Here is a 1,955-nt window from a genome sequence, read left to right as displayed (position 1 = left end):
GCCGGCAGGTCGAACCAGCCGCAGCGGCGCGGCCGGCCGGTCGTGGCGCCGAACTCGGCGCCCCGCGTGCGCAGCTGCTCACCGCGCTCATCCGTCAGCTCGCTCGGGAAGGGGCCGTTGCCGACGCGTGTGCTGTAGGCCTTGAGCACCCCCACCACCTCGCCGATCCAGCGCGGCGGCACGCCGCTGCCCGTGATCGCGCCGCCCACGCTCGGGTTGCTGCTCGTCACGAAGGGATAGGTGCCGTGGTCGATGTCGAGCAGGGTGCCCTGCGCGCCCTCGAGCAACAGGCGCTTGCCGCCGTGCAGGGACTCGTGCAGGAAGTCGACCGCGTCGATCAGCAGCGGCTCGATCACGGTCTTCACCCCGAGCAACTTCTCGGCGGTCTCGTTCGGGCTCACCGGCTCGCCGTGGTAGAGGGCGTCGATGCGGCGGTTCTGCTCGATCGTCCGCTCGATGATCACGCGCTTGAAGCGCTCGGTGTCGAGACGGAAGCACTCCGCCCGCAGGCCGCTGCGCGACACCTTGTCCGCGTAGGCGGGGCCGATGCCGCGGCCCGTGGTGCCGATCGAGCGGCCCTTCTTCGCCTCCTCCTGGAGGCGGTCGATCAGCCGGTGGTGCGGCAGGATGAGATGCGCGGCGTCGCTGAGGAATAGCCGGCCGTCCACCGAAACCCCGCGCTTCTTGAGCGCCTTGATCTCGTCGGCCAGGGTGACCGGGTCCACGACGAGCCCCGGCCCGAGCACGCAGTCCTTGCCTTCGCTGAGGATGCCCGACGGAATCAGGTGGAAGATGTACTCCTGGCCGTCCGCGCGGATCGTGTGGCCCGCGTTGGCGCCGCCCTGGTAGCGCACGACGACGTCGTGCCGCGCGGCCAGCACGTCGACGATCTTGCCCTTGCCCTCGTCGCCCCACTGCCCGCCGACCACGACGGTCGCGCTACCCTGCCTCTCGCTCATGACTCTCCTCGTCACGTCGGAGCCCGGCCGTGGGGCCGGGCTCCGAGCCGCCCCACGATAGACGGGCCCTCTGTGCCTGTCAACGCTACCCTGCCGGCGGCGCCGCGTCCGCGGCCTCCGCCGCGGCCGTTGCCGCCGGCCGCCAGCGCGTGAGCTGGCCGTCGATCCAGGCGATCAGTTCGGGGCGCCCCGTGCCGTCCTCGGCCGAGAAGAGCAGCGCGGGCTGCTCGGCGGGCAGCGCGAGCGCCGCCCGCGCGCCCGCGAGCGCCGGCTGGCGCTCGCTGCGCTTCAGCTTGTCGGCCTTCGTCAGCACGAGCAGGAAGGGAAGACCTCTCGCCTGCAGCCACTCGATCATCTGCCGATCCAGCGCCGTCGGTGCGTGGCGGCTGTCGACGAGCTGCACGAGCCCCGCGAGCTGCGCGCGCCGCTCGAGGTAGTCGGTCATGAAGCGGCGCCAGGCGTCCTGCACCGCGCGCGGCACTTCGGCGTAGCCGTAGCCGGGCAGATCCACGAGCCGGGCCCGGCTCTCGCCGAGACGGAAGAAGTTGAGGGCCTGGGTCTTGCCGGGCCGCTGGCTCACGCGGGCCAGCGCCTTCTTGGCCGCCAGGCGGTTGAGGAGGCTGCTCTTGCCCACGTTCGAGCGGCCCGAGACGGCCACCTCCGGCCAAGCCTCGGCCGGGCAGCCGGACAGGCTCGTCGCGCTGATCTCGTAGACGAGCTGCTCGAAGCGGCCCATGGGCCTCGCTCCCCGCTAGGCGTGCGCCCTCGCCCCGCTGCGCCGGCCGACCGGCCCGCGCTGCGCCTTGCCCGTCTTGCCCGCCCGCCGGCGCGCGTCGAGCGGCGATTCGACGAGGGCGTGCGCGAGCAGCTCGTCGATGTGCTCGACGAAGACCAGCTCCAGACCCTTGCGCACCGGCTCGGGCAGCTCGGGCAGGTCCTTCTCGTTGGCCTTGGGCAGGAGCACCTTGCGGATGCCCAGGCGCTGAGCGGCCAAAA

The 1,955-nt window shown here is 72.5% G+C and carries 3 protein-coding genes; all 3 read right to left on the bottom strand.

Translation table 11 applies throughout. From position 1 onward, the window contains the following. Positions 1 to 959 (bottom strand): adenylosuccinate synthase (locus FJ251_15905; GenBank protein ID MBM4119186.1); only part of this gene is annotated, 959 nt, incomplete at its 3' end. An 85-nt stretch (positions 960 to 1,044) separates the two neighbouring features. Next, positions 1,045 to 1,695 carry a YihA family ribosome biogenesis GTP-binding protein gene (locus FJ251_15900; protein MBM4119185.1) on the bottom strand — a complete coding sequence of 217 codons (651 nt, stop codon included), beginning with the start codon at positions 1,693 to 1,695 and terminating at the stop codon, positions 1,045 to 1,047. Between the two features lie 15 nt (positions 1,696 to 1,710). Further along, positions 1,711 to 1,955, bottom strand: a 245-nt coding sequence (locus tag FJ251_15895) for a hypothetical protein (GenBank protein MBM4119184.1), incomplete at its 5' end; no start/stop codon positions are given.

The organism is bacterium (assembly GCA_016873475.1).
GTDB lineage: Bacteria > Krumholzibacteriota > Krumholzibacteriia > JACNKJ01 > JACNKJ01 > VGXI01.
The sequence above is the reverse complement of the archived record's forward strand: the minus strand, read 5'-3'. Positions and strand labels throughout refer to the sequence as shown.